The 21,004-nt window shown below is 74.4% G+C and carries 22 protein-coding genes; 19 read left to right on the forward strand and 3 right to left on the reverse strand.

Annotated features, from left to right (window positions below):
* Nucleotide 1: 1 nt before the first annotated feature.
* A complete protein-coding gene (gene ribH, locus TPA0908_RS18930; protein WP_281939770.1) occupies nucleotides 2–499 on the forward strand; it encodes a 6,7-dimethyl-8-ribityllumazine synthase in 498 nt (165 codons plus the stop codon).
* Nucleotides 500–810: 311 nt separating this feature from the next.
* On the opposite strand, the gene TPA0908_RS18935 is transcribed toward ribH, so the two are convergent.
* Complete coding sequence (locus tag TPA0908_RS18935; protein WP_281939772.1) at nucleotides 811–936, reverse strand: hypothetical protein; 126 nt, start codon at nucleotides 934–936, stop codon at nucleotides 811–813.
* A gap of 27 nt (nucleotides 937–963) precedes the next feature.
* On the opposite strand from TPA0908_RS18935, the gene TPA0908_RS18940 reads away from it, so the two are divergent.
* From TPA0908_RS18940 to pheT, 10 genes are all read left to right on the forward strand, one after another.
* Entirely contained in the window at nucleotides 964–1,227 is a 264-nt protein-coding gene (locus TPA0908_RS18940; RefSeq protein ID WP_043324932.1) for a phosphoribosyl-ATP diphosphatase, read from the forward strand.
* Between the two features lie 43 nt (nucleotides 1,228–1,270).
* The gene (gene hisG / locus TPA0908_RS18945; RefSeq protein WP_281939776.1) at nucleotides 1,271–2,116 is read left to right on the forward strand and encodes an ATP phosphoribosyltransferase; all 846 of its coding nucleotides are present in this window, start codon (nucleotides 1,271–1,273) and stop codon (nucleotides 2,114–2,116) included.
* Nucleotides 2,113–3,075, forward strand: a complete 963-nt coding sequence (locus tag TPA0908_RS18950; RefSeq protein WP_281939778.1) for a DMT family transporter — start codon at nucleotides 2,113–2,115, stop codon at nucleotides 3,073–3,075. The genes hisG and TPA0908_RS18950 overlap by 4 nt, the downstream gene beginning before the upstream one ends.
* Nucleotides 3,072–3,545, forward strand: a complete 474-nt coding sequence (locus TPA0908_RS18955; protein WP_199199889.1) for a PH domain-containing protein — start codon at nucleotides 3,072–3,074, stop codon at nucleotides 3,543–3,545. Before TPA0908_RS18950 ends, TPA0908_RS18955 begins: the two co-directional genes overlap by 4 nt.
* Before the next feature lie 326 nt (nucleotides 3,546–3,871).
* Nucleotides 3,872–4,522 (forward strand): translation initiation factor IF-3, encoded by a 651-nt coding sequence (infC, locus tag TPA0908_RS18960; protein ID WP_091263828.1) that lies wholly within the window; start codon nucleotides 3,872–3,874, stop codon nucleotides 4,520–4,522.
* A gap of 18 nt (nucleotides 4,523–4,540) precedes the next feature.
* Complete coding sequence (gene rpmI, locus TPA0908_RS18965; protein WP_107160101.1) at nucleotides 4,541–4,735, forward strand: 50S ribosomal protein L35; 195 nt, start codon at nucleotides 4,541–4,543, stop codon at nucleotides 4,733–4,735.
* Between the two features lie 32 nt (nucleotides 4,736–4,767).
* A complete protein-coding gene (rplT, locus tag TPA0908_RS18970; RefSeq protein ID WP_222957518.1) occupies nucleotides 4,768–5,160 on the forward strand; it encodes a 50S ribosomal protein L20 in 393 nt (130 codons plus the stop codon).
* A gap of 61 nt (nucleotides 5,161–5,221) precedes the next feature.
* Complete coding sequence (locus TPA0908_RS18975) at nucleotides 5,222–6,121, forward strand: TrmH family RNA methyltransferase (protein ID WP_281939786.1); 900 nt, start codon at nucleotides 5,222–5,224, stop codon at nucleotides 6,119–6,121.
* Between the two features lie 172 nt (nucleotides 6,122–6,293).
* Nucleotides 6,294–7,355: a phenylalanine--tRNA ligase subunit alpha gene (pheS, locus tag TPA0908_RS18980; RefSeq protein WP_281939787.1), complete on the forward strand. Its 1,062-nt coding sequence runs from the start codon at nucleotides 6,294–6,296 to the stop codon at nucleotides 7,353–7,355.
* Nucleotides 7,356–7,381: 26 nt separating this feature from the next.
* Complete coding sequence (gene pheT, locus TPA0908_RS18985; RefSeq protein ID WP_281939788.1) at nucleotides 7,382–9,931, forward strand: phenylalanine--tRNA ligase subunit beta; 2,550 nt, start codon at nucleotides 7,382–7,384, stop codon at nucleotides 9,929–9,931.
* Between the two features lie 74 nt (nucleotides 9,932–10,005).
* Here the strand turns inward: pheT and TPA0908_RS18990 are convergent, their stop codons facing one another.
* The gene (locus tag TPA0908_RS18990) at nucleotides 10,006–11,826 is read right to left on the reverse strand and encodes a beta-1,3-glucanase family protein (RefSeq protein ID WP_281939790.1); all 1,821 of its coding nucleotides are present in this window, start codon (nucleotides 11,824–11,826) and stop codon (nucleotides 10,006–10,008) included.
* Nucleotides 11,827–12,032: 206 nt separating this feature from the next.
* Between TPA0908_RS18990 and argC the strand changes: the two genes are divergently transcribed.
* The 8 genes from argC to argH are packed head-to-tail and all read left to right on the forward strand — an operon-like array spanning nucleotide 12,033 to nucleotide 20,571.
* Nucleotides 12,033–13,034, forward strand: a complete 1,002-nt coding sequence (argC, locus tag TPA0908_RS18995) for an N-acetyl-gamma-glutamyl-phosphate reductase (RefSeq protein WP_281939792.1) — start codon at nucleotides 12,033–12,035, stop codon at nucleotides 13,032–13,034.
* Nucleotides 13,035–13,089: 55 nt separating this feature from the next.
* Nucleotides 13,090–14,259 carry a bifunctional glutamate N-acetyltransferase/amino-acid acetyltransferase ArgJ gene (gene argJ / locus TPA0908_RS19000; RefSeq protein WP_281939794.1) on the forward strand — a complete coding sequence of 390 codons (1,170 nt, stop codon included), beginning with the start codon at nucleotides 13,090–13,092 and terminating at the stop codon, nucleotides 14,257–14,259.
* Nucleotides 14,256–15,194 (forward strand): acetylglutamate kinase, encoded by a 939-nt coding sequence (argB, locus tag TPA0908_RS19005; protein WP_281939796.1) that lies wholly within the window; start codon nucleotides 14,256–14,258, stop codon nucleotides 15,192–15,194. The genes argJ and argB overlap by 4 nt, the downstream gene beginning before the upstream one ends.
* Nucleotides 15,191–16,456, forward strand: coding sequence for an acetylornithine transaminase (locus TPA0908_RS19010; protein ID WP_281939798.1), 1,266 nt, complete (start codon nucleotides 15,191–15,193; stop codon nucleotides 16,454–16,456). The genes argB and TPA0908_RS19010 overlap by 4 nt, the downstream gene beginning before the upstream one ends.
* A complete protein-coding gene (gene argF, locus TPA0908_RS19015; RefSeq protein WP_281939800.1) occupies nucleotides 16,453–17,379 on the forward strand; it encodes an ornithine carbamoyltransferase in 927 nt (308 codons plus the stop codon). The genes TPA0908_RS19010 and argF overlap by 4 nt, the downstream gene beginning before the upstream one ends.
* Complete coding sequence (locus TPA0908_RS19020; RefSeq protein ID WP_281939801.1) at nucleotides 17,376–17,891, forward strand: arginine repressor; 516 nt, start codon at nucleotides 17,376–17,378, stop codon at nucleotides 17,889–17,891. Before argF ends, TPA0908_RS19020 begins: the two co-directional genes overlap by 4 nt.
* Nucleotides 17,888–19,099, forward strand: coding sequence for an argininosuccinate synthase (locus TPA0908_RS19025; protein WP_281939802.1), 1,212 nt, complete (start codon nucleotides 17,888–17,890; stop codon nucleotides 19,097–19,099). Before TPA0908_RS19020 ends, TPA0908_RS19025 begins: the two co-directional genes overlap by 4 nt.
* Before the next feature lie 8 nt (nucleotides 19,100–19,107).
* Nucleotides 19,108–20,571, forward strand: coding sequence for an argininosuccinate lyase (argH, locus tag TPA0908_RS19030; RefSeq protein WP_281942616.1), 1,464 nt, complete (start codon nucleotides 19,108–19,110; stop codon nucleotides 20,569–20,571).
* Nucleotides 20,572–20,611: 40 nt separating this feature from the next.
* Here argH and TPA0908_RS19035 read toward each other — a convergent pair whose 3' ends face one another.
* On the reverse strand, nucleotides 20,612–20,965 hold the full coding sequence (locus TPA0908_RS19035) for an MmcQ/YjbR family DNA-binding protein (protein ID WP_281939804.1): 354 nt from the start codon (nucleotides 20,963–20,965) through the stop codon (nucleotides 20,612–20,614).
* Between the last annotated feature and the right edge of the window lie 39 nt (nucleotides 20,966–21,004).

The raw sequence follows: 21,004 nt of genomic DNA on the forward strand, positions 1-21,004 counted from the left end.
GATGGCGGGTTTCGGGGAGCCGGGCGTCACCGAGGTGGACGCCGCCGGGCTGACCGTCGGTGTGGTGGCCGCGCGCTGGCACGGCGAGTTGACCGATCACATGGTGGAGCGCGCGGTGGCCGCCGCGCAGGCGTGCGGCGCGCGGGCCGTGGTGGCCCGGGTGGCCGGTTCGGTGGAGCTGCCGGTGGTGGCGCAGGCGATGGCCCGCCGCCACGACGTGGTGGTCGCGCTCGGCGTGGTGGTACGCGGCGCGACCGCCCACTTCGACTACGTCTGCCGGTCGGTCACCGACGGGCTGACCCGGGTGGCGCTGGACGAGGGCAAGCCGGTGGCGCACGGCGTGCTCACGGTGGACACCATCGAGCAGGCCCGGGACCGGGCCGGGCTGCCCGGCTCGGCCGAGGACAAGGGCTGGGCCGCCACCGTGGCCGCGCTGGACGCCGCACTGGCCATCCGGGCCCTGGACGCCGCCGGCGCCCACCGCGTGGGCTTCGCCTGACCGCCTGACCGCCTGACCGCGCTCGTGGCGGGCCGGCGCCCGACATGCGTGCCGCTCAGGCTACGAACTTGATGGCGTGGACGAGTCGCCCGGGGCCGCCTGCGGGCTCGGGCCTTGGACCGGGACCCGGCCCCGCCGCCGGGTGGGCGCTTCGGCCGCTGCCGCTGTTCGCCGCGCCCGGGTGACTCGTCCGTGCCATCAAGTTCGTAGCAGACCATCCGCGACATCCGGCCCGCCACCGAGGCCCTCATGGGCCTGCCCCAGCACTGGCTCCGGCCCGATGTCGTCAGGAGCCGCGAACGCGTCGCCCGTCAGCCGTCCGGTCGGGACCCGGACATCAGCCCGGACGGGCCGGCGGGGTGGGCCACCGTCGGGTCCTGCCGGGCGGCCAGGGGTGAGAGCCAGGCGACGCGGGTGGACCCGGTGGGCACGCTCACCCGGGGCGGCTGGAAGAATCGCGTTTCGTGAAGACGTTCGAGGAGTTGTTCGCCGAGCTGCAGGCCAAGGCCGCCGCCGGCACCCCGGGCTCGGGCACGGTCGACGCGCTCGCCAAGGGCGTGCACTTCATCGGCAAGAAGGTCGTCGAGGAGGCGGCCGAGTCGTGGATGGCGGCCGAGCACGAGGGCCCGGAACGGGCCGCCGAGGAGATCTCCCAGCTGCTCTACCAGGCGCAGGTGCTGATGCTGGCCACCGGCCTGGAGCTGAAGGACGTCTACCGACATCTCTGAGTGCCCGTCCGCTGATCATCCGATCGAACGAAGGAGCACTCCCATGCTGCGTGTCGCCGTACCCAACAAGGGCGCCCTGGCCGAGTCGGCCGCCGGGATGCTGCGCGAGGCGGGCTACCGCCAGCGCACCGACCCGAAGGACCTGGTCTGCCGGGACGAGCCCAACGACATCGAGTTCTTCTACCTGCGCCCCAAGGACATCGCCACCTACGTCGGCTCCGGCGACCTGGACGTCGGCATCACCGGGCGGGACCTGCTGATCGACTCCGGCGCGCCGGCCGAGGAGGTGGTGGACCTCAACTTCGGGCGGGCCACCTTCCGGTTCGCCGCCCGCCCCGACGACGTCGCCTCCGTCCAGCAGCTCGGCGGGCACCGGATCGCCACCGCGTACCCGGGTCTGGTCGAGCGGCACCTGGCCGAGCTGGACGTCAAGGCCGAGGTGATCCGGCTCGACGGGGCGGTGGAGAACGCCATCCGCCTCGGCGTGGCCGACGTGGTCGCCGACGTGGTGGAAACCGGCGCCACGCTGCGTCAGGCCGGCCTGGTGGTCTTCGGCGAGCCGCTGCTGCGGTCCTCGGCGGTGCTGGTGCGGCGGGCCGGCGCGCCCGGCAGCGCCCAGCAGGAGCAGCTCGAACGCCGGCTGCACGGCGTGCTGGTCGCCCGCCGCTACGTGATGCTCGCCTACGACGTGCCGGCCGGGCTGCTCGACCGGGCCAGCTCGCTCACCCCGGGCATCGAGTCGCCGACCGTCTCGCCGCTGCACCGGGAGGGCTGGGTCGCGGTACAGGCGATGGTGCTCCGCGAGGACGTCCACCGGATCATGGACGAGCTGTACGAGTTGGGCGCCCGGGCGATCCTGGTCACCAACATCCACGCCTGCCGCCTGTGAGGCCGCTGCCGCTCCCGGCCGCGCTGGCCGTCGTCGTCCTGGCCGGCGTGGCCTCGGCCGCGCAGGGCGTGGTCAACGCCGAGCTGGGCGCGCGGACCGATGCCCCGGTCCTGGGCGCGGTGGCGAACAACGTGGTCGGCTGCCTGGTCGTGCTGGTCGGGCTGGCGGTGGTGCCGTCGATGCGGACCGGGCTGGCCGCGCTGCGCCGGGCCGGCCTGCCCTGGTGGTCGTACCTGGGCGGGGTGGGCGGCGCGGTGGTCGTGCTGACCGCGCCGGTGGTGGTGCCGGTGCTCGGGGTGGCCGTGTTCACCATCGCCCAGGTGGCCGGCGGCAGCCTCGGCGGCCTGGCCGTCGACCGGGCCGGGCTGGCCGCGGCCGGCCGGCTGCGGCTCACCGCGCCCCGGGTGGCCGGCGCGCTGCTCGGCATCGGCGCGGTGGCGCTCGCGCAGCTCGGCCGGCCGGTGGGTGACCTGGCGATCGGCCTGGTGTTGCTCTCCGTGGTGGGCGGGTTGGCGGTGGCGTTCCAGTCCGCGCTCAACGGGCGGGTCGCGGCCGGGGTCGGGCCGGCCGCCGGGCTCGCGGTCAACTTCGTGGTCAGCACGTCGGTGATCGGCGCGGTGGCGCTGCTGGCCGGCGCGTTCGCCGGCCCGCCGCGCTGGCCGACCGAGTGGTGGCTCTACACGGGCGGCCTGTTCGGCGTCGGCATCGTGCTCGCGCTGCTGGTCGGGGTGCGGGCCGCCGGGGTGCTGCGGACCGGCCTGGCGCTGGTGGCCGGGCAGCTCGGCGGCGCGCTGCTGCTGGACCTGGCGCTGCCCGACGGCCCCGGCGTCCGGCTGCCGGTGCTGGCCGGCGCCGTGCTCACGCTGCTGGCGCTGCTGGTGGCGGGCGTCCGGCGGCGCGGTCCGGCCCGTGTGGCGGCCGAACGCGAGCGCGAGCCGGATGGCAGACTGGTCGGGTGAGCGATTCCGTGGTGACCGTGCGGCCCCGCCGCGTCCGGGTGGTCTGCTGGGCAGCGGCCGTCACGCTGCTGGTGGTGTTCAGCCTCGTCGCGACGTCCCTGACCGGCGCGACCGGCGACGGTTACGGCTCGTTCCAGCGCGGCGACCAGTTCGCCATGATCGGCCTGGGCGTCTTCGGCGCGCTCGGCTTCCTGCTGTTCACCCGTCCCCGCGTGGTCGCCGACGCCAGGGGCGTCCGGGTGCGCAACGTGGTCGGCTCCTACGAGCTGCCGTGGGAGGTGATCCGCGGGGTCCGGTTCGACCGGGGCGCCCCGTGGGCCAGCCTGGAGCTGCACGACGACGACCTGCTGCCGATGGTGGCGCTCCAGGCCGCCGACAAGGAGAGCGCGGTCGAGGCGGTCCGCGCGTTGCGCCGCCTGCACCAGGCGCACCTGGCCACGCTGGCCGCCGGGCAGTCCGCGCCCCGCTGACCTGCGGGCCCGGTTTGGGTGGGCCTGGGTCGAGGGTGTAGTGTTGCGGGGTCGACCAGACTGCCCCCGTCCCTGACGTGCGGGCGGTCGCTGAAGCGGAGCGCCCGCTCCCACCCGAGTCGCCGTCCAGGTGTCCGGGTCCGGTCCCCGGTTTCGGGCACGTCCCGATCCCGGATGCGCGATCCTGTGATCGTGCCGACCGGTCGAGTGGGCCCTGGCATACGCCGGGGCCTTCTGCTATCCGGGTCGGCTCCCGCCCGGGAGCCCGCGGAGTCGGCACCGTAGGACACTCGACTCGAGGAGGCCCCATCAGCGTCGAACCACGCGTGAACGAGCAGATCCGGGCACGTGAGGTCCGACTGGTCGGCCCTGAGGGTGAGCAGGTGGGCATCGTCCCGCTGGAGCGCGCCCTGCAGCTGGCCGCGGACGTCGACCTGGACCTGGTCGAGGTTGCGCCGATGGCGCGCCCGCCGGTGTGCAAGCTCATGGACTTCGGCAAGTTCAAGTACGAGAGCGCACTCAAGGCGCGCGAAGCGCGGCGTAACCAGCAGCAGACCGTCATCAAGGAAATGAAGCTCCGGCCGAAGATCGACCCGCACGACTACGAGACCAAGAAGGGTCACGTGGTGCGGTTCCTCAAGGCGGGCGACAAGGTCAAGGTGACGATCATGTTCCGCGGTCGCGAGCAGAGCCGCCCGGAGCTGGGTTACCGGCTCCTGCGCCGGCTCGAGTCCGAGATCACGGACCTGGGATACGTCGAGGCCGCCCCGAAGCAGGACGGCCGAAACATGATCATGGTTCTCGCTCCGCACCGGGCCGTCAAGGCCTCCGCGGTCGCCGCCACGGCGTCCCGCGGTGGGCCCCGGGACCGGGCCGCGGAGGAGTCGGCAGCCCCGGCAGGTGGCGAGACCCCGGCGGCCGGCGAGACCGCAGCAGCCGGTGAGACCGGCCCGACCGCTGACACCAGCGGCCAGTAACAGGGAGAGACGTTCCACATGCCGAAGATGAAGAGCCACACGGGTACGGGCAAGCGGGTCAAGGTGACCGGCTCGGGCAAGATCGTTGCCCAGCAGGCCGGCCTCCGCCACAAGCTGGAGAAAAAGCCTTCCACCCAGACCCGCCGGCTGACCGGCACCGTCGAGCTGGCCAAGGCCGACGTGAAGCGCATCAAGAAGCTGCTCGGCCGCTGACGCGCGCCACCTGAACCGAAGAAGGAGTTGAGATGGCACGCGTCAAGCGGGCTGTGAACGCCCAGAAGAAGCGTCGTACCCTGCTGGAGACCGCGAGCGGTTACCGCGGTCAGCGCTCCCGGCTCTACCGCAAGGCCAAGGAGCAGGTGCTGCACTCGATGCAGTACTCCTACCGGGACCGCCGCGACCGCAAGGGCGACTTCCGGCAGCTCTGGATCCAGCGGATCAACGCCGGCGCCCGGGCCAACGGCCTGACCTACAACCGGCTGATCCAGGGCATGCGCCTGGCCGGCATCGAGGTCGACCGCAAGATCCTGGCCGACCTGGCCGTCAACGACGCCGCCGCGTTCGCGGCGATCGTCGAGCTGGCCCGCGCCGCCGTGGCGGCCGAGGGCACCGGTGGCGCCGCGGCCCAGGCCGCCTGACCCACCTGTACGCGGCCCCAGGCCGCCTGACCCACCCGTACGGCAGATCGAGGCGTCTCCCATGCAGTCACCGTCGCAGGGGAGACGCCTCGACGCCGTCTCCGGCCCGTTCACCCCGCGTACCCCGAGGGTCGTGGCGGCCCGCCGGCTGCACCGCCGGCGCGACCGCGAGCAGGCCGGCCGCTTCCTCGCCGAGGGGCCGCAGGCCGTCCGCGAGGCGCTCGCCCGCGCCGGCACGGTGGTCGAGCTGTTCGGCACCCCGACCGCGCTGGACCGGCACGCCGACCTCGCCGCCGTCGCCGCCCGCGCCGACGTGCCGGTCTCCGAGGTCACCGACGAGGCACTCGCCGCGCTCAGCGAGACCGTGGCCCCGCAGGGCCTGGTGGCGGTCTGCCGGCACCTCGACGTACCGCTGGCCGAGGCCGTGGCGCGCGGGCCGCGACTGGTCGCGGTGCTCGCCGGGATCCGCGACCCGGGCAACGCCGGGACGGTGCTGCGCACCGCCGACGCGGCCGGCGCGGGCGCGGTGGTCTTCGCCGGCGAGGCGGTCGACCCCTACAACGGCAAGTGCGTGCGGGCGTCCGCCGGCAGCCTGTTCCACGTCGACGTGGTGCGCGACGCCGACCCGCTCGCGGCCGTCGAGGCGCTGCGGGCCGCCGGTCTGACGATCCTGGCCACCACCGGGTACGGCGACAGCGACCTCGACGACCTCGCCGACGCCGGCCGGCTCGCCGCGCCCACCGCGTGGTTGTTCGGCGCGGAGGCGCACGGCCTGCCCGAGGAACTGACCGCGGTCGCCGACGCCCGGGTCCGGGTGCCGCTGCACGGTCGCGCCGAGAGTCTCAACCTGGCTGCGGCGGCGGCCGTCTGCCTGTATTCTTCGGCCAGAGCACTGCGTCGACCGACAGCCGCGGGTGGCACGACAGCCACGCGGCACACCGCAGGGGAGTCCACCTCGTGAGGAACGCGCCACGGCGTTCGTTTAGCCAGCCCGCCGGTGTCGGCGGGCGGCAGGTCTGACCCTCCCCCTGCACGACTCCCACCGGCGGGCTGCGGCGAAGCCGCGCGTCCGTAGACTCGCCTGGCCGCCTGTAGTCGGGCCGGCGCCGCCCTTGAGGGAGTGCCCGTTCACCATGAGTTACCGCAACGATCCGTACGACCCGAAGCAGGTCGCCCTGCTCGACCCGGACGCCCTGGCCGGGGCCGTGGCCGACGCCGAGAAGGCGTTCGCCGCCGCCACCGACCCGGACGCGCTGACCGCGCTGCGCCCGGCGCACCTGGGGGATCGTTCCCCGGTGTCGCTGGCGCGTCGGGAGATCGGCGCGCTGCCGCCGGCCGCGAAGTCCGACGCCGGCAAGCGGGTCAACGAGGCCCGCCGAGCCATCGAGTCCGCGTACGCCGCCCGCCAGGAGGTCCTGGACCGCGAGCAGGCCGAGCGGGTGCTGGTCGAGGAGCGGGTCGACGTGACCCTGCCCCACGACCGCCGGCCGCGCGGCGCCCGCCACCCGCTGACCGTGCTGATGGAGCAGATCAGCGACCTGTTCATCGGCATGGGCTACGAGGTGGCCGAGGGGCCCGAGGTCGAGTTGGAGTGGACCAACTTCGACGCGCTCAACATCCCGGCCGACCACCCGGCGCGCGGGCTGATGGACACGTTCCACATCGCCCCCCAGGGGTCGGGCCTGGTGCTGCGGACCCACACCTCGCCGGTGCAGGCACGCACCATGCTCAGCCGCAAGCCGCCGATCTACGTGGTGGTGCCCGGCCGGGTCTACCGCACCGACGAGCTGGACGCCACCCACGCGCCGGTCTTCCACCAGGTCGAGGGCCTGGTGGTGGACAAGGGCATCACCATGGCGCACCTGCGCGGCACGCTCGACCACTTCGCACGCGCCATGTTCGGCGAGGGCGCCAAGACGCGCTGGCGTCCGCACTACTTCCCGTTCACCGAGCCGTCGGCCGAGTTCGACGTCTGGTTCCCGGAGCACCGGGACGGGCCGCAGTGGGTCGAGTGGGGCGGCTGCGGCATGGTCAACCCGCGGGTGCTGCGCGCCTGCGGGATCGACCCGGAGGTCTACTCCGGATTCGCGTTCGGCATGGGCATCGACCGGACCGTGATGGTCCGGCACGGCGTCAGCGACATGCGGGACATGGCCGAGGGCGACGTGCGGTTCACCCGCGCGTTCGGCGCCTGAGCTACGGGAACGGTGGTAGAGGAATCATGCGAGTTTCAGTCAGTTGGCTGCGGGAGTACGTGGATCTCCCCGCCGACCTGCCCGCCGACGACCTGGAGCAGGCGCTCGTCGACCTCGGCATCGAGGTCGAGTCGATCGTGGACCTGCGGGCGACCGTCACCGGCCCGCTGGTCGTGGGCGAGGTCCTGGAGATCGAGGAGCTGACCGGCTTCAAGAAGCCGATCCGCTTCTGCCGGGTGGACGTCGGCGGCGCGAACGGCACCGGCGAGCCGCAGGAGATCGTCTGCGGGGCGCGCAACTTCGCCCCCGGCGACAAGGTCGTGGTGATCCTGCCGGGCGGCGTGCTGCCGGGCAACTTCGCCATCGGCGCGCGCAAGACGTACGGGCGCAACTCCCACGGGATGATCTGCTCGGCGCTGGAACTGGGCCTGGGCGACGACCACTCCGGCATCATCGTGCTGCCCGCGGACGTCAAGGCCCAGCCCGGCGACGACGCGCGCCCGGTCGTCGGCCTGGACGACGTGGTGGTCGAGATGGAGATCACCCCGGATCGCGGGTACGCGCTCAGCGTCCGCGGCATCGCCCGGGAGCTGTCGCACGCGCTCGGCGTGCCGTTCCGTGACCCGGCCGACGCGCCGGCGACGGGCGGGACCGCCGAGCCGGCGTACCCGGTGGAGGTCCGTGACCCGGTCGGCTGCGACCGGTTCGCGGCCCGGATGGTGCGCGGCGTCGACCCGACCGCGGCCACGCCCGGCTGGATGCGGCAGCGGCTCACCGCGGCCGGCGTGCGCAGCATCTCGCTGCCGGTCGACATCACCAACTACCTGATGCTCGAACTCGGCCAGCCGATGCACGCGTTCGACGCGGACCGGATCACCGGGCCGCTGGTGGTGCGCCGCGCCGAGCCGGGGGAGAAGCTGACCACCCTGGACGGGGTGAGCCGAGCCCTCGTACCCGAGGACATGGTGATCTGCGATGACAGCGGGCCGATCTCGCTGGCCGCGGTGATGGGCGGCGAGACCAGCGAGGTGCTCGCCTCCACCACGAACGTGCTGTTCGAGGCCGCGCACTGGGACCCGGCCATGGTGGGCCGCACCGCCCGGCGGCACAAGCTGTTCAGCGAGGCCGCGAAGCGCTGGGAGCGGGGCGTCGACCCGACGCTGCCGCTCGTCGCGCTGGAGAAGGCGGTCCGGTTGCTCACCGACCTGGCCGGCGGCACGCCCGGCGCGGAGGTGCTCGACCTCGACCACGTCCGCCCGCCGTCGCCGGTGACGCTGCCGGTGGACCTGCCGACCCGCCGGGTGGGTGTGTCGTACCCGGCGGACCGGGTGGTGGAGCTGCTGGAGCAGGTCGGCTGCGCGGTCAGCCGCGGCGCCGACCGGCTCGGCGAGGACCCGGGCACGGTCGGGGTGGCCACCGGCGGGGCCGCCGAGGTGCTGACCGTGACGCCGCCGAGCTGGCGGCCCGACCTGACCGACCCGGCCGACCTGGTGGAGGAGGTGGTCCGCCTCGACGGGTACGACCGGGTGCCGTCCGTGCTGCCCACCGCGCGCCCCGGCCGGGGCCTCACCCCGGCGCAGCAGCGCCGCCGCGCGGTGGCCCGCTCGCTCGCCGAGCGCGGCTGGGTCGAGGTGCTGGCGCAGCCGTTCGTCGCCCCGGAGTTGGCCGACCAGCTCGGCCTGCCGGCCGACGACCCGCGTCGCCCCGCGGTGCGGGTGGCCAATCCGCTGTCCGAGGAGGAGCCGCTGCTGCGCACCACGCTGCTCGGCCCGCTGCTCGGCATCGTCCGGCGCAACGTCGGCCGGGGCCAGCGGGACGTGGCGATCTACGAGATCGGCGCGGTCTTCCGTCCCCGTCCGGGCGTCGGCGCCCCGCCCGCGATGGGCGTGGACCGGCGGCCCACGGACGAGGAGTTCGCCGCCGCCGACGCGGTGGTGCCGGCGCAGCCGCGACACGTCGCGGTGGCGCTCTGCGGCGAGATCGAGCCGGCCGGCTGGTGGGGCGCGGGTCGCGCGGCAAGCTGGGCGGACGCCGTCGAGGCCGGCCGGGCGGTGCTCGCCGCCGCCGGCATCCCGGCCGACCGGGTGACCGTGCGGGCCGGTGAGTACGCCCCCTGGCACCCGGGCCGCTGCGCCGAGCTGCTCGTCGACGACACCGTGGTCGGGCACGCCGGCGAGCTGCACCCGGCCGTGGTGACGGCGCTGGAACTGCCCCGGCGCACCAGTGCCATGGAGCTGGACCTGGACGCGCTGCCCGCCGCGCCGCTGGTGGCCGGCCCGGCCATCTCCACGTTCCCGCCGGCGCTGATCGACGTGGCGCTGGTGGTGGACGAGGCGGTGCCGGCGGCCGAGGTCCGGGCGGCGCTCGTCGAGGGCGCCGGCGCGCTGCTGGAGGACGTCCGGCTCTTCGACGTCTACGCCTCGGCGCAGCTCGGCGCGGGACGGAAGTCGTTGGCGTACAAGCTGACGTTCCGGGCCCCGGACCGGACCCTCGCCGGTGAGGAGGCGGTGGCCGCCCGGGACGCCGCGGTGGCGCTCGCCGCGCAGCGCTTCGGCGCCACCCTCCGCGGCGCCTGACGTGCAAGGAAGGGCCCCCGCTTAACGCCTACGGTAGAGGCGGGGGCCCCTCTCAACACACGCACCACCGCGGCTTAGCCCGCGTACGGCAGCACGATCCGGGAGAGGTCGCCGGTCCCGAGGCTGGTCGAGGCCGCCCCGATGGCGTTCCAGACCTCGACGCGTACGCTGCCCCGCACCAGGTCGCCGGGCGTGCCCGAGGTGGTGCGCACGCCCTGGGCCGGGCGGTAGTGCTCCCAACCGGGCACCGGGTCGGTGGCGAAGTAGTGGTAGGTCTGCACCCAGTCGGCGTCGCCGTCGCCGGTCAGGTCGTACGAGATCCGCACCTGCACGCCGTTGCCGACCGCGGTCCCGGCGTCGACGAACAGGTCGAAGTCGGTGTTGCCGCCCTGGTAGCGGCCGTCGATCCCGCAGGCGGTGAGCACCAGCGCGGCGGTGGGAACGCCGTCGTGGTTGCCGCCGGCCGCCGCCAGCCGTACCGCGTCGGTCTGCCCGGCGCCGGCGGTGAGCGAGCCGTCGGAGCGCACCAGCCGGGCGGGCTGGGCGAGCCGCCCCTCGGGCTGGGCGCACCCCGGCCCGGGCGTCCCGGTCGGGCTCGTCGAGGGCTGCGGACCGGTCGGGCTGGTGGAGGGCTGCGGACCGGTCGGGCTCGTCGAGGGCTGCGGACCGGTCGGTGTCGGGCTCGGGCCCGGGCCGCCGCCCGGACCGAACGGGCTCAGGTCGATGCGCGCGGCGCGCGGGTCGCCGTCGTGCACCAGCGACTCCTGGTTGAGCACGTCGTCGAAGGCGAAGCCGTACGCCTTCCCGTCGACCATGGTGGCGTGCACGATCCGGGAGTAGTGGTTGGTGAGCGTGCCCCGGTAGAAGTCGGCCGGGCCGCCGGAGGGCTGCACGTCGCGGACGCCCAGGGTGGAGCGGTGCAGCGCGGCGCAGAGCGTCCGGGCGATCGGGCCGACCACGAGGTCGTTCGGGGCGGCGAGCGCGCCGTCGCAGTCCCACACGTCGGAACTGGTGGGCCTGGTGAAGCTGGCGACCCGCTGACCCGCGCCGTCGGTGAACGTCATGACGTCGCCGCTGGTGCGTCCGGTGTACCTGATCGCGGGCTGGTCGAGGAAGGGCGTCACGGTCAGCGCCCGGGTGGCGTACGCCTGCCAGGCCGAGGCGATGTACGGGTCGAGGTAGCCGGCGTCGAGAAGGCCGGCGTCGGCGGCCTTGCCGGGGGAGAGCACCCGCAGCACGGTGCCGTCGGCCCTGGTCTGCACCGTGCCGTCCCAGCCGGCCTGGGCGCGGATCGCCGCGACGACCCGGTCGCGGCCGTCGTCGACGAGTCGGCCGGTCTCCCGGGAGGCGCCGTCGGCGCCGGTCACGCCGACCACGTGCGGGACGGCGAACATGTCGACCTGTGAGCTGTTCAGCCAGAGCCCGGCGTCGTTGTAGGTGAACTCGGACCAGTCGAACAGGACGTCCCGGTTGGGGTCGCCGGGGGCCCAGGGCGCGGGCTGGACCAGGCCGTCCGGGGTGAGGCGGAACGTCAGTTTCGCGCCGAACGCGAAGTAGACCCGGCCGGAGATGTTGCGGGGGACCTGGAGCGTGGTGGCGCCGCCGTTGGCCGGGCCGGGGATGGCCACGTCGGGGGCGGGGGTGGGTGGCAGGCCGCCGGCCGGCCAGGGGGTGAACGTGCCGGCAGCGTCGACGTGACCGAGCCGGCCGGAGGTGAGGTCGGTGCCGAGCACGTAGAGCCAGGTGGCGTCGGCTCGGCCGGTGTGGTTGGTGACGGTGAGGGGCAGCAGGTTCGGGCCGGTGGCCCGGGCCAGCGAGGCGGCCGCGACGACCGAGCAGGCGGTGGTGACCAGGAGCGCGAGCAGGGCGCGCAGGATTTTCGTACGGGTGGGCAAGGACGACTCCGAGGGTGGTGGGGGCACGGTGCAGCGGTCGCGCGGCACGGCGGGACGGACCCGTGAGAGCGCTCTCTCAGCATCGGCGTGGAATGGGTGACTGTCAATGTGAAGCACGCCGATGCAGCTTCATGCGTCACACTGCATGACCTTGCAGGCGCCTGCATCGACTGCTAACCTTTCTGCATAGTCATGCGGAGGTTTGTATGGGCATTCGAGTAGCGGTGGCCGGCGCGAGTGGATACGCGGGCGGCGAACTGCTGCGCCTGCTCGCCGGCCACCCCGAGTTCGAGCTGGTCGCCGCCACCGCACACAGTCAGGCCGGCCAGCCCGTCGCCGCCGTACACCCGCAGCTCGCCGGCCTGGACCTGGTGTTCGGGGCGACCGAGGCGGAAACCCTGGCCGACGCGGACCTGGTCTTCCTGGCGTTGCCGCACGGCCAGTCGGCGACGCTCGCCGCGGCGCTGCCCGACGCGGTCATGGTGGTCGACCTCGGCGCCGACCACCGACTGCGCGACGCCGATGCCTGGGCCCGCTACTACGGTGGCGCGCACGCCGGCGCCTGGACCTACGGGCTGCCCGAGCTGCCCGGCCGGCGGGCCGAGATCGCCGCGGCGCGGCGGGTCGCCAGCACCGGCTGCTACGCGGTGGCCACCACGCTGGCGCTGGCCCCGCTGATCGCCGCCGGCGCGGTACGCCCCGACGACGTGGTGGTGGTCGCCGCCTCCGGCACCTCCGGCGCCGGCCGGGCCGCCAAGGCCCACCTGCTCGGCAGCGAGGTGATGGGCGACCTCTCCCCCTACAAGGTGGGCGCCCACCAGCACGTGCCGGAGATCAAGCAGGCCACCGGCGCGACCTCGCTGTCGTTCACGCCGGTGCTGGCCCCGATGCCCCGGGGCATCCTGGCCACCGTCACCGCGGTGCCGGCCGGCGACGCCGACCCCCGCGCGGTGCTGGCCGACGCCTACGCCGACGCGCCCTTCGTGCACCTGCTGCCCGAGGGGGCGTGGCCGCACACCGCCGCCACCGCCGGCGGGAACTCCTGTCACCTCCAGGCGACGGTGGACACCGACTCGGGCCGGGTCGTCGTGGTCAGCGCCATCGACAACCTGGGCAAGGGCGCGGCGGGTCAGGCCGTGCAGAACGCCAACCTGATGGCCGGGCTCCCCGAGGCCACCGGCCTGTCCGCCTACGGAGTCGCCCCGTGAGCGCGAGGAGTGCAGCGAAGCGGAGCCCCGCAGTCGCGAACGAAAGGAAAGCTCGGTGACCGTCACCACCCCCCGCGGCTTCCGCGCCGCCGGTGTCGCCGCCGGCCTCAAGACCTCCGGCGCCGACGTCGCCCTCGTCGTCAACGACGGACCGGACGCCGGCGTCGCCGGAGTCTTCACCGCCAATCGGGTGAAGGCCGCCCCGGTGCTCTGGACCCAGCGGGTCGTGCACGGCGGCGTGGTCCGGGCGGTGGTGCTCAACTCCGGTGGCGCGAACGCCTGCACCGGCCCGGCCGGCTTCCAGGACACCCACGCCACCGCCGAGCACACCGCCGCCGTGCTCACCGGCAGCAGCGCCCGGCTGATCGTCGGCGCCGGCGAGGTCGCGGTCTGCTCCACCGGCCTGATCGGCGAGCGGCTGCCGATGCCGAAGCTGCTGCCCGGCGTCCGAAACGCGGTGCGCGCCCTGTCCCGCGACGGCGGCCGGCCGGCCGCTGAGGCGATCATGACCACCGACACCCGGCCGAAGACCACGGTGGCCCCCGGCAGCGGCTGGACCGTCGGCGGGATGGCCAAGGGCGCCGGCATGCTGGCCCCGGCCATGGCCACCATGCTCTGCGTGCTCACCACCGACGCTGTGGCCGGGCCGGACGTGCTGGACGCCGCGCTGCGGGCCGCCACCCGGGTCACCTTCGACCGGGTCGACTCCGACGGCTGCATGTCCACCAACGACACCGTGCTGCTGCTGGCCAGCGGCGCCTCCGGCATCGAACCCAGCCTCGCCGAGCTGACCGACGCGGTGACCGCCGCCTGCCACGACCTGGCCCGGCAGTTGATCGCCGACGCCGAGGGCGCCACCAAGCAGGTCGCGATCGAGGTGGTCGGCGCGGCGAGCGAGGACGACGCGGTCGAGGTGGGGCGCGGGGTGGCCCGCAACAACCTGGTCAAGACCGCGCTGTTCGGCAACGACCCGAACTGGGGCCGGATCCTCGCCGCCGTCGGCACCACCGCCGCCGCGTTCGAACCGGACGAGGTCGCCGTGGCGGTCAACGGCGTCTGGGTGTGCCGGGGCGGCGCCGCCGCCGAGGACCGGGCCAAGGTGGACCTCGCCGGCCGCGACGTCGCCATCCGCATCGACCTGCACGCCGGCGACGCCGCCGCGACCATCTGGACCAACGACCTGTCGCACGGTTACGTGCACGAGAACTCGGCGTACTCCACATGATGAGTGACAACCTCACCCGCGCCCAGGCCAAGGCCGCCACGCTGATCGAGGCGCTGCCCTGGCTGGCCCGGTTCGCCGGCGCCACCGTGGTGGTCAAGTACGGCGGCCACGCGATGACCGATCCCGAGCTGCGGCGGGCGTTCGCCGCGGACATGGTCTTCCTCCGGTACGCCGGCCTCAAGCCGGTCGTGGTGCACGGCGGCGGCCCGCAGATCTCCGCCATGCTCGACCGGCTCGGCATCGCCAGCGAGTTCCGGGGCGGCCTGCGGGTCACCACCCCGGACGCCATGGACGTGGTGCGGATGGTGCTCGTCGGGCAGGTCGGCCGGGAACTGGTCGGGCTGGTCAACGCGCACGGCCCGTTCGCGGTCGGGCTCTCCGGCGAGGACGGCGGGCTGCTCACGGCGGTGCGCCGACCGGCGTACGTGGACGGGCAACCGGTCGACGTCGGGCAGGTCGGCGACGTGGCGTCGGTGGACGTCTCCGCGGTCACCGACCTGATCGCGGCCGGCCGGATCCCGGTCATCTCCACGGTCGCGCCGGACGTCGACGGGGTGCTGCACAACCTCAACGCGGACACCGCCGCCGCCGCGCTCGCGGTCGCGCTCCAGGCGCGCAAGCTGGTCGTCCTCACCGACGTCGCCGGCCTCTACGCGGACTGGCCGGACACGACGAGCCTGGTCAGCGAGATCACCGCGGACGACCTGGCGACGCTGCTGCCGTCCCTGGAGTCGGGCATGGTGCCGAAGATGGAGGCCTGCCTGCGGGCGGTGCGCGGGGGAGTGCCCGCCGCGCACGTCGTCGACGGGCGGGTCGCCCACTCCACGCTGCTGGAGGTCTTCACCTCGGAAGGGTTCGGAACGATGGTCGTGAGCGCGAGGAGCGAGCTTGCGAGCCCCGCAGTCGCGAACAGGGAAGGCACGGTCGGTTCATGAGCACGCTGGTGCGGCGCTGGGGCGCGACCATGATGGACAACTACGGCACGCCGCCGCTGGCGCTCGTCTCGGGCGCCGGCGCCGTCGTGGTCGACGAGACCGGCCGGGAGTACGTCGACCTGCTCGGCGGCATCGCGGTCAACGCGCTCGGCCACGCCCACCCGGCGGTGGTGGCCGCCGTGTCGAAGCAGGTCGCCACGCTCGGCCACGTGTCGAACCTGTTCGTCGCCGAGCCGCCGGTCGCGCTCGCCGAGCTGCTGCTGGCGCTGGCCGGCCGACCCGGCCGGGTGTTCCTCGCCAACTCCGGCGCGGAGGCGAACGAGGCCGCGTTCAAGCTCTCCCGGCTCACCGGGCGACGGCACGTGGTGGCCACCCACGGCGGTTTCCACGGCCGGACCATGGGCGCGCTGGCGCTCACCGGCCAGCCGGCCAAGGCCGACCCGTTCCGCCCGCTGCCCGGCGACGTCACCCACGTGCCGTACGGCGACGCCGACGCGCTCGCCGAGGCGGTCACCGACGCCACCGCCATGGTGATCGTCGAGCCGATCCAGGGCGAGAACGGCGTGGTCGTGCCGCCGCCCGGCTACCTCACCGCGGCCCGGCGGATCACCGCCGCACACGGCGCGCTGCTGGTGCTCGACGAGGTGCAGACCGGCGTCGGCCGTACCGGGCACTGGTTCGCCCACCAGGCCGAGGGCGTCGAGCCGGACGTGGTCACGCTGGCCAAGGGGCTCGGCGGCGGCCTGCCGCTCGGCGCCTGCCTGGCCTTCGGCCCGGCCGCCGACCTGCTCACCCCCGGCTCGCACGGCACCACGTTCGGCGGCAACCCGGTCAGTTGCGCCGCCGCGCTCGCGGTGATCGCCACGATCGCCAACGAAGGGCTGCTCGACCACGTCACGCGCATCGGTGAGCGGCTGCGGCGCGGCGTCGAGGCGCTCGGGCACCCGCTGGTACGCGAGGTGCGCGGCGCCGGCCTGCTGCTCGGCGTCGTGCTCGACCGGCCGGTGGCCGGCGCGGTGTCGACCGCGCTGCGGGAGGCCGGTTTCCTGGTCAACCCGGTGCAGCCGGGCGTGGTCCGGCTCGCCCCGCCGCTGATCCTCACCGTCGAGCAGGCCGCCGCGTTCCTCGCCGCGCTCCCCGCCGCGCTCGACGCCGCCCCCGCAGACACAACCGTTCCCGCCGGGGCGACCGCGACCGTTCCCGCCGAGGCGGCAACCGTCTCCGCGCCCACCCCCGCAAGCCGCACGGAGGCCCCCGCATGATCCGCCACTTCCTGCGCGACGACGACCTCACGCCGGCCGAGCAGGCCGCCGTGCTGGACCTCGCCGCCCGGATGAAGACCGACCGTTACACCCACCGGCCGTTGGCCGGCCCCCGATCGGTGGCGGTGCTGTTCGACAAGCAGAGCCTGCGCACCCGGATCTCGTTCGACGTCGGCATCGCCGAGCTGGGCGGTCATCCCCTCGTGGTGGACACCCAGGTCACCCACTTCGGCCGGGGCGAGACGCTCGGTGACGCCGGCCGGGTGCTGTCCCGCTACGTCGCCGCGATCGTGCTGCGTACCCACGGCGACGACCGGATCGCCGAGGTCGCGGCGCACGCCGCCGTGCCGGTGGTCAACGCGCTCACCGACACGTTCCACCCCTGCCAGTTGCTGGCCGACCTGCTCACCGTGCGGGAGCGGTTCGGCGCCACCGCCGGCCGGATCCTGGCGTACGTCGGTGACGCGGCGAACAACATGGCCCACTCGTACCTGCTGGCCGGCGCGACCGCCGGGATGCACGTCCGGGTCGCCGGCCCGGCCGGGTTCCAGCCGGACCCGGCGATCGTGGCCCGGGCGGAGAAGATCGCCGCCGGCACCGGCGGCTCGGTCGACGTGCACACCGACCCGGTCGAGGCGGTACGCGGGGCGCACGTGGTCGCCACCGACACCTGGACGTCGATGGGTCAGGAGGCCGACGGGCAGGACCGGGTCACCCCGTTCCGGCCGTACCAGGTGAGCGACGCCCTGCTCGACCACGCCGCGGCGGACGTGATCGTGCTGCACTGTCTGCCCGCCCACCGGGGCGAGGAGATCACCGACGAGGTGCTCGACGGGCCGCGCAGCGCGGTGTTCGACCAGGCGGAGAATCGCCTGCACGCCCAGAAGGCGCTGCTGACCTTTCTCCTGGAGGCATCCACATGACCGCCCCGCTGACCCGCGCCGCCCGCCACGCCCGCATCGTCGAGCTGATCCGCGACGGCGCCGTCCACTCGCAGACCGAGCTGGCCGACCTGCTCGCCGGCGACGGCATCCAGGTCACCCAGGCCACGCTCTCCCGTGACCTGAAGGAGTTGGGCGCGGTGACCGCGCGCGGCGGCGACGGGCGGGGGGTCTACCTGATCCCCGAGGACGGCCACCGGCCGCTGCGCGACGCCGAGGGGGCACCCGCCCGGCTGGTGCGGCTGCTGCGCGAGCTGCTCAACGGCGTCGACGCCAGCGGCAACATCGCCGTGCTGCGCACCCCGCCCGGCGCCGCGCACTACCTGGCCAGCGCGTTGGACCGGGCCGGCCTGTCCGAGATAGTCGGCACCATCGCCGGCGACGACACCATCCTCGTGGTGGCCCGCGAGGCCGACGGCGGCGCCGCGCTGGGCGACCGGCTCGCCGCGTGGGCCCGCCGGGACGAGACCGTGGAAGGGAACACCACACCATGACCGAGCGGGTCGTCCTGGCGTACTCCGGGGGTCTCGACACCTCCGTCGCCATCCCGTACCTGGCCGAGCAGACCGGCGCCGAGGTGATCGCGGTCGCGGTCGACGTCGGCCAGGGCGGCGAGGACATGGACGTCATCCGGCAGCGCGCGCTGGACTGCGGCGCCGCCGAGTCCGAGGTGATCGACGCGCGCGACGAGTTCGCCGCCGACCACTGCCTGCCGGCCGTGCGGGCCAACGCGCTCTACATGGACCGCTACCCGCTGGTCTCCGCGCTGTCCCGGCCGCTGATCGTCAGGCACCTGGTGGCCGCCGCGCGCCGGCACGGCGGCACGATCGTGTCGCACGGCTGCACCGGCAAGGGCAACGACCAGGTCCGGTTCGAGGTCGGCCTACAGGCGCTCGCGCCCGACCTGAAGGTCGTCGCGCCGGCCCGGGACTACGCCTGGACCCGGGACAAGGCGATCGCGTTCGCCGAGGAGAAGGGGCTGCCGATCGACGTCACGGCCCGGTCCCCGTACTCGATCGACCAGAACCTGTGGGGCCGGGCCGTGGAGACCGGCTTCCTGGAGGACATCTGGCACGCGCCGGTCGAGGACCTGTACGCGTACACCGCCGACCCGGCCGAGGACCGCGACGCCGACGAGGTGGTGATCACGTTCGACGCCGGCGTCCCGGTCGCCCTCGACGGCGAGACGGTCACCCCGTACCAGGCGATCCGGGAACTGAACCGCCGCGCGGGAGCGCAGGGCGTGGGGCGGCTCGACATGGTCGAGGACCGGCTGGTCGGCATCAAGAGCCGCGAGGTGTACGAGGCGCCCGGCGCGATCACCCTGATCACCGCGCACCAGGAGCTGGAGGCGGTCACCGTCGAACGGGACCTGGCCCGGTTCAAGCGCGGCGTCGACCAACGCTGGGGCGAGCTGGTCTACGACGGACTCTGGTTCTCCCCGCTCAGGCGGGCGCTGGACGCGTTCGTCGAGGAGACCCAGCGGCACGTCAGCGGCGAGGTGCGGCTGACGTTGCACGGCGGCCGGGCGGTGGTGACCGGCCGGCGCTCCGAGGTCGGCCTCTACGACTTCGGCCTGGCCACCTACGACACCGGCGACACGTTCGACCAGTCGCTCGCGACGGGCTTCGTGCGGCTCTGGGGGCTGCCCAGCGCGATGGCGGCCGCACGGGACGCCCGGTGGGACGGGGCGCGGTCGTGACCACCAGAATGGGAGGGGTGGACGACAAGAGCCTGACCGAGAACAGCGCCGCCGCCAACCGGACGAGCCTCTGGGGAGGCCGGTTCGCCGGCGGACCCGCCGAGGCGCTCGCGCGGCTGTCGGTGAGCGTCCAGTTCGACTGGCGCCTCGCCCCGTACGACATCGCCGGTTCCCGGGCGCACGCCCGGGTCCTCGCGGGCGCCGGGTTGCTCGACCCGGACGAGTTGGGGCGGATGCTGGCCGCGCTGGACGACCTGGAGGCGGCCTGCGCCTCCGGGGCGTTCCGCCCCACAGTGGACGACGAGGACGTGCACACCGCCCTGGAGCGCGGCCTGCTGGAGCGGCTGGGCAGCCTCGGCGGCAAGTTGCGCGCCGGCCGCTCCCGCAACGACCAGGTCGCCACCGACCTGCGGCTCTATCTGCGCGACCACGCCCGCGGGGTGGCCGCCCGGCTGGTCGAGTTGGCCGAGGCGCTGGTCGAGCAGGCGGAGCGGCACGTGGACACCGCCGCGCCCGGCATGACGCACCTCCAGCACGCCCAGCCGGTGACGTTCGGGCACTGGCTGCTCGCCCACGTGCAGCCGCTGCTGCGGGACCTGGACCGGCTGCGCGACTGGGACGAGCGGGCCGCGGTCAGCCCGCTCGGCGCCGGCGCGCTGGCCGGCTCCGGGCTGCCGCTGGACCCGATGGCGGTCGCCAAGGAGCTGGGTTTCCGCACCTCGTTCGCCAACTCGATGGACGCGGTCGGGGACCGGGACTTCGTGGCCGAGTTCCTCTTCGTCACCGCGATGGTCGGCGTGCACCTGTCCCGCCTGGGCGAGGAGGTGGTGCTCTGGACGTCGCAGGAGTTCGGCTGGGTCGAGCTGGACGACTCGTTCGCCACCGGCTCGTCGATCATGCCGCAGAAGAAGAACGCGGACATCGCCGAGCTGGCCCGGGGCAAGTCCGGCCGACTGGTCGGCGGCCTGATGAGCGTGCTCACCATGCTCAAGGGCCTGCCGATGACCTACGACCGGGACATGCAGGAGGACAAGGAGCCGGCGTTCGACGCGGTCGACACGCTGGAGCTGCTGCTGCCCGCGCTGGCCGGGATGATCTCCACGATGACGGTCCGGGTGGACCGGCTCGTGGCCACCGCGCCGTCGGGCTTCTCGCTGGCCACCGAGGTCGCCGACTGGCTGGTCCGCCGGCACGTGCCGTTCCGCGACGCGCACGAGATCACCGGGAGGCTGGTGGCGCTCTGCGCGGCCCGGGACTGCGCGCTGGACGAGGTCTCCGACGCCGACCTGACCGCGGTGAGCGAGCACCTGGACCCCTCGGTGCGCGACGTGCTCTCGGTGCGTTCGGCGCTCGCCGCCCGCACCACCCCCGGCTCCACCGGCCCCGGGCCGGTCGCCGACCAGCTCGCCAGCGCCGCCGACAAGCTGGCCGGCTGGCGCGACTGGGCGGCCGAGCAGGTCGTGCCCCGCTGACTGGGACGCCCCGCGTGGTGGTCCGGCCACCGCGCGGGGCTCAGGCCGTCGGCCGCTCCCGCTTCGGCAGCTTGGCCACCACCGCGTCGTACGATCCGTCGGCCGCCTCGATCAGCTCGTCGTCGGGGATGCCGCCGTCCAGCCGTAACGTGTTCCACCCGGACCGGCCGATGTAGGGCGAGGGCCGGGCGTCGGCCGGGAACCGGTGCAGCCACTCGTCGGCCACCTCCCGGGACGCCCCGCACTTCACCCCGAGCCGGGCCTCACCGTCGGGCGAGCCGAGGAACGCGAAGATCCGGCTGCCCACCTTCACCACCTCGTCGGCCTTCCACGGCCGGTCGAGCCAGGCTCCCGGCTTGGCCAGGCAGTAGGCCAGCATCTCCTCGCGCGTCATCGCGTCCTCCCGTGCCGTCGTCGTCCGGCACAGTCTCGC

Source organism: Micromonospora sp. AKA38, from assembly GCF_027925725.1.
Classification (GTDB): Bacteria; Actinomycetota; Actinomycetes; order Mycobacteriales; family Micromonosporaceae; genus Micromonospora.